Raw genomic sequence first — 6,110 nt, 5'->3', positions numbered from 1 at the left:
TGGCCAAACTGGATCGTGATGCGTTCTTCAATGCTGAGTTCATGATATGACATAGGTTCACCGTACCGGATTGGTCAGGTGTTGCGCTCAGTTTTTGCCGCCGCCAAGCCCTGATATTTTTTGCGCCATCACGGAAGACGTTGTAGCCAGTGCGGCCGCATCTTTTAAGGGCAGGTATCGGATTACCTTTGCAATCAATTCATTCGGTAAATTTTGAAAATCACGCCTGGGAAACATAGTTAGCCCAGGCACCCTGAACGATGAGATATGCCCGCCAGGATCACTCCGATTAACCGGATCCCCCTGACAGTACGCATACGCATTCAAGCCTCCCCGCCCGAATGGGCTCAGGTTGTCCGGGCTATTGAACCGCATCAGCACCGGATTGAAAGCACGATAGCCGTTACCCAGCAAATAATGCCCGGTCACAGGGTCCGCGCGCTCGCCGTTGAAACCGGAAAAGGGCCCGCCCTGCGGGCGATGACCATAAGGGCTGTAAGCCAGCGGCTGCCGCCCCTGTGAACCCACAGCCTGCAGCACACTGCTTTGCAGGTCGGTGACCAGCAGGTCCACTCGATCGCCAGCGCCATCAGCCTCATATTCAGCTAACAAACGGTCGTCAGCGTGAAACACACGACGACGCACCGCGCCCTGTATCTCGACCGTCAAACGACTCTTTTGATAAAACCGCGAAACCGCCTCCTGCGCCTCTGGATCTACTACGGCAACACGATCCAGCGCGTCATAGCGATATAGACACAGTACGCGTCTGGCTTCAGGCGTGTCGTCCATGGCAGCGTCCGCCCTGCAAGTAAAGTCTGAATACCGATCATGCCCCCTCGCCTACACCCCGCCTACTGACAGAACTACCAGCTTGAAGCGTTTATGTGGAATGGAAAATTACTCTCCCCGTCTTCCATTCCTTGACGAGATCACTACGTCCACACTACCGAGGCCCGTCTTGAAGCAGGTAACCTCCGCCGATACCTGAGCCGCGCGGTGCACAGGCTGGTGGGTGTCGTGACGAATGCGGTGGGTGTAACTCAGATTGATCAATCGCTACATGATAAGAAAACCTACATTTTGACGCTGATCGCAGCGTTGGTATTGAGACGCTATCGACCATTTAAAATATTTGGAAAGCATAATGGAACTCGATGGACACTGCTGACCACTCATGCGCTGCACATGAAAAAATAGTAAAAGCGAATAGATAAGCCGGTGGCGGTGATCTGTCGGTTAAAAGCATGGCAAGCAACTCGTTCACCCACTGCAAAAATAAAATCAACGTAGATCCACTATGGAGAAAGTAAAATGAAAGCTCGCTCAAAGAAATCAGTAGGCATTGTTGCTCTGGCACTTTTAATGGGGAAGGTCTATGCCGCTCCTACTCCTGCCGCATGCCCGGATGTCAGCGTCATCAAACAACATCAGGAAGGGCAAGGTTTTGTGTATACGGCGCCCGCCCCAAACAACCAACAATGGAGAGGCGAAAACCCGCGAGGCGATGCAAAGGACATAAATAGTATTGCATTCAAAACTGCAAATATACGCAACCGAAGCGCGATCACAGGTAATGCATTTGTGGCGTGCGACTATGAAGGCAATAGCAGCGCAGGAATCAGGATGAGTCTTGAAACACTCAAGGTAGCAACACCTGTGGGGAAAGCCTGGAACGGACTCAGCTGCAGTGAAAGTCAACCATCCCTCTGCACGTTTGAGTATTGATGTTTTTATAATATGCATTTTAAAAATAGCTATTCAGCTTAAGGCAGATAGCTTTTAGTAAAACTACAAACGCCAGATCACAGCGCCCACGACTATCGGCTTTTTCCCGTCGATTTGACTGGGCGTTCTGCAAAGCCTGAACGCAAGACGTCCCCAGCCCCACAGGTCAACGTCGTCAGAATCAGCGTAGCTCAGAAGCATTCCACCTAACTTGCTGAAGCTCACAGCTACTCCTGTGGCTTGTCGCTGCCCGCAAGGGCTATACTTACCGGTTTCCGAATCAATGCCACAGGTTCCCGCCGCGCATGGACAAGACTTACCAGCCGCACGCCATCGAAACTTCCTGGTATCAGACCTGGGAGTCCGAGAACTATTTCGCTCCGCAGGGCGCGGGTGACTCGTACACCATCATGATCCCGCCACCGAATGTCACCGGCAGCCTGCACATGGGCCACGGTTTCAACAACGCGATCATGGACGCGCTGATCCGTTTCCGGCGCATGCAGGGTCGCAACACGCTGTGGCAACCGGGCACCGACCACGCCGGTATCGCGACGCAGATGCTGGTGGAGCGTCGTCTGGAAGCTCAGGGCGTGAGCCGTCACGAGCTGGGCCGCGAGAAGTTTCTCGACAAGATCTGGGAATGGAAAGCCGAGTCCGGCGGCAATATCAGCCGTCAGATCCGCCGCCTGGGTTCGTCGGTCGACTGGAGTCGTGAGCGCTTCACCATGGACGACGGCTTGTCCGATGCCGTGAAAGAAGCCTTCGTGCGCCTGCATGAAGACGGCCTGATCTACCGTGGCAAGCGTCTGGTCAACTGGGACACCAAGCTGCACACCGCGATCTCCGACCTCGAAGTGGAAAACCACGACGAAAAAGGCCACCTGTGGAACCTGCGCTACCCGCTGGCGGACGGCGCAAAAACCGCTGAAGGCCTGGATTACCTGATCGTTGCAACCACTCGCCCGGAAACCATGCTCGGTGACGCTGCTGTTGCAGTGAACCCGCAGGACGAGCGCTACATGGCGCTGATCGGCAAGTTCGTCGAGCTGCCGCTGGTAGGCCGCCGCATTCCGATCATTGCCGATGATTACTGCGACCCTGAATTCGGCACCGGCTGCGTGAAAATCACCCCGGCCCACGATTTCAACGACTATGAAGTCGGCAAGCGCCACAACCTGCCGCTGCTGAACATTTTCGACAAGAATGCCCATGTGTTGCCTGCCGCCCAGGTGTTCAACCTCGACGGCAAGCTGAACGAAAGCGTTGACGGCACCCTGCCCGCAGCCTACGCCGGTCTGGACCGTTTTGAAGCTCGCAAGCAGATCGTCGCAGCGTTCGACGCCGCCGGCCTGCTGGTCAGCGTTGATGATCACGCCCTGAAGGTGCCGAAAGGCGACCGCTCCGGCACCATCATCGAGCCGTGGCTGACCGACCAGTGGTACGTGTCCACCAAGCCGCTGGCCGAACCTGCAATAGCTGCAGTTGAAGACGGCCGCATCGCCTTCGTGCCCAAGCAATACGAAAACATGTACTTCTCGTGGATGCGTGACATCCAGGACTGGTGCATCAGCCGTCAGCTCTGGTGGGGCCACCGCATTCCGGCCTGGTACGACGAGTCCGGCAAGGTCTATGTAGGCCGCGACGAAGCCGAAGTTCGCGCCAAGAACAACCTTGGCCCGGAAATCGCGCTGCAACAGGACAACGACGTCCTCGACACCTGGTTCAGCTCAGGGCTGTGGACCTTCTCCACGCTCGGCTGGCCGGAAAAGACCAAGGCACTGGAAACCTTCCACTCCACCGACGTGCTGGTCACCGGCTTCGACATCATTTTCTTCTGGGTCGCCCGGATGATCATGCTCACCCTGCATCTGGTGAAGAACGAAGACGGCACGCCGCAAGTCCCGTTCAAGACCGTTTATGTCCACGGCCTGGTGCGTGATGGCCAAGGCCAGAAGATGTCCAAGTCCAAGGGCAACGTTCTGGACCCGCTGGACATCGTTGACGGTATCGACCTCGAAACGCTGGTAGAGAAACGCACCAGTGGCCTGATGCAACCGCAACTGGCGAAGAAGATCGAGAAGCAGACCCGTCAGGAATTCGCTGATGGCATCGCCAGCTACGGCACCGACGCCCTGCGCTTCACTTTCTGTTCGCTGGCGTCTACAGGTCGCGACATCAAGTTCGACATGGGCCGCGTCGAAGGCTATCGCAACTTCTGCAACAAGATCTGGAACGCCGCACGTTACGTGCTGGACAAGGGCGAAGACTGCGGCCAGAACGGCGAAGCCGTCGAACTGTCGCTGGCGGATCGCTGGATCATCTCGCAACTGCAGCGCACCGAAGCCGAAGTGACCCGCCAACTGGATCAGTTCCGTTTCGACCTCGCCGCGCAGGCGTTGTACGAGTTCATCTGGAACCAGTATTGCGACTGGTATCTGGAACTGTCCAAGCCTGTGCTGTGGGACGAAACCGCACCGGTCGAACGTCAGCGCGGCACGCGTCGCACGCTGGTTCGGGTACTGGAAGTCGCGCTACGTCTGGCGCATCCGTTCATGCCGTTCATCACCGAAGAAATCTGGCAGCGCCTCGCGCCGCTGGCGGGCGTGGAAGGCAAGACCATCATGCTGCAACCTTGGCCTGTGGCCAACGAAGCACGCATCGATCAGGCTGCCGAAGACGACATCGAATGGCTCAAGGGCCTGATGCTTGCCGTGCGTAACATCCGTGGCGAAATGAACATCGGTCCGGGCAAGCCGCTGCAACTGTTCCTCAAGAACGTCAACGCCGAAGACCAGCGCCGCCTGAGCGAAAACGACTACCTGCTCAGGAAGCTGGCCAAGCTGGAGTCCATGACGGTGTTAACCGACGGTGCCGAAGCGCCGTTGTCTGCCACCGCGCTGGTGGGCGACATGGAAGTGCTGGTGCCGATGGCCGGGTTGATCGACAAGGGGGCGGAACTCGCGCGCCTGAACAAGGAAATCCAGCGCCTGCAAGGCGAAGTACAACGGGTGGGCGGCAAGCTGTCCAACGCAGCCTTCGTCGACAAGGCACCGCCTGACGTCATCGCCAAGGAACGCGCCAAGCTGACCGAGGCCGAACAGGCGCTGGGCAAGCTGGCCGAGCAACACTCGCGCATCGCCAGCCTGTAAGGTGGTCATAGAAGCCAGCCCATACGTGGGCTGGCTTTTTGTTATCTGGCCTTTGTTATCCCCATGTTCTGTATTGACCTACTCGCAGCCGAAATCGAATCCATGACTGATACCCCGAAACCTCCGCGCAAGAAGCCTCAGCGACCGGCCAAGCCAGCAGCGCCACGCGAAAAAGCCACCTTGCACCCGCGCAATCGTCATCAGGGGCATTACGATTTTCCGAAGCTGATCAAATCCAGTCCTGAACTGGCCGCGTTCGTGATCCTCAACCCCTACGGCAAGGAAAGCATCGACTTCGCCAATCCACAGGCGGTACGGGTGTTCAATCGTGCGCTGCTCAAGGCGTTCTATGGCATCGCGCACTGGGACATTCCGGCGGATTATCTGTGCCCGCCCATTCCGGGGCGCGCGGACTACCTGCATTTTCTCGCCGACGTGCTCGCTGAGGACCGCGCAGGCATGATCCCGCGCGGGCCATCGGTCAAGGCGCTGGATATCGGCACGGGTGCCAACTGTATTTACCCGCTGCTGGGGCATAGCGACTATGGCTGGCAGTTCGTCGGTTCGGACATCGACAGCACCGCAGTCGCCGCCGCGACGGCCATCGTCAAGGCCAACGGCTTGCACAAAGCCATCAGCGTGCGCCTGCAGGGCAATCGCAAGCAAATCCTGCTTGAGCTATGCGACAGCAACGAACGCTTCGACGTGAGCCTCTGCAACCCGCCCTTCCATGGGTCGCTGGACGAAGCCCAACGCGGCAGCCAGCGTAAGTGGCGCGCACTGGGCAAGGCTGACCCCAAGCGCAAGCTACCGGTGCTCAACTTCGGCGGGCAGTCTCAGGAACTGTGGTGCGAGGGCGGCGAAATCGGCTTCGTGACGCAACTGATCCAGGAAAGCGCCAGGTTACCCGGCCTGGTGGTGTGGTTCAGTACCCTGGTGTCCAAGGCAAGCAACCTGCCGCCGATCCAGAGCGCCCTGAAAAAAGCCGGCGCGCTTGAAGTGAAAGTCGTGGAGATGGGCCAGGGCCAGAAACAAAGCCGCTTCGTGGCCTGGACCTTCCTCGACAAGGCACAGCGTACACCAGGCTGACTCGACTCTGGCTATCGTGCGACGCTCTGCGTCGTATGCCGTTCTGGACGCTCTGCGCCCTCTCTTGAGTGTGCAGTGCGGCACAGATCTGTGACGTAGAGCGTCACGCAATGCATTCCCACTGGAGCGTAGGGAACGATA

The 6,110-nt window shown here is 57.8% G+C and carries 3 protein-coding genes and 1 pseudogene; 3 read left to right on the top strand and 1 reads right to left on the bottom strand.

The features are described 5' to 3' along the window. Positions 1-263: 263 nt before the first annotated feature. A pseudogene (locus DW49_RS1000000132900) lies at positions 264-792 on the bottom strand (RHS repeat-associated core domain-containing protein); the annotation flags it as partial. Between the two features lie 522 nt (positions 793-1,314). Here DW49_RS1000000132900 and DW49_RS1000000130690 point away from each other — a divergent pair. The 3 genes from DW49_RS1000000130690 to rlmF all read left to right on the top strand — a co-directional run bounded on the left by DW49_RS1000000130690 (position 1,315) and on the right by rlmF (position 5,969). Then, positions 1,315-1,728: a DUF3757 domain-containing protein gene (locus tag DW49_RS1000000130690; protein ID WP_081591410.1), complete on the top strand. Its 414-nt coding sequence runs from the start codon at positions 1,315-1,317 to the stop codon at positions 1,726-1,728. A 305-nt stretch (positions 1,729-2,033) separates the two neighbouring features. Beyond that, entirely contained in the window at positions 2,034-4,880 is a 2,847-nt protein-coding gene (locus DW49_RS0120995; protein WP_005615439.1) for a valine--tRNA ligase, read from the top strand. Positions 4,881-4,982: 102 nt separating this feature from the next. Beyond that, complete coding sequence (gene rlmF / locus DW49_RS0120990) at positions 4,983-5,969, top strand: 23S rRNA (adenine(1618)-N(6))-methyltransferase RlmF (protein WP_032617346.1); 987 nt, start codon at positions 4,983-4,985, stop codon at positions 5,967-5,969. Positions 5,970-6,110: the final 141 nt, after the last annotated feature.

Source organism: Pseudomonas avellanae BPIC 631, from assembly GCF_000444135.1.
GTDB lineage: Bacteria > Pseudomonadota > Gammaproteobacteria > Pseudomonadales > Pseudomonadaceae > Aquipseudomonas > Aquipseudomonas avellanae.
This window is presented reverse-complemented; position numbering and strand designations above follow the sequence as displayed.

Coding starts and splice junctions, on each gene's coding strand:
- DW49_RS0120995 (WP_005615439.1), top strand. CDS start 2,034: ATGGACAAGACTTACCAGCCGCACGCCATCGAAACTTCCTGGTATCAG.
- rlmF (WP_032617346.1), top strand. CDS start 4,983: ATGACTGATACCCCGAAACCTCCGCGCAAGAAGCCTCAGCGACCGGCC.
- DW49_RS1000000130690 (WP_081591410.1), top strand. CDS start 1,315: ATGAAAGCTCGCTCAAAGAAATCAGTAGGCATTGTTGCTCTGGCACTT.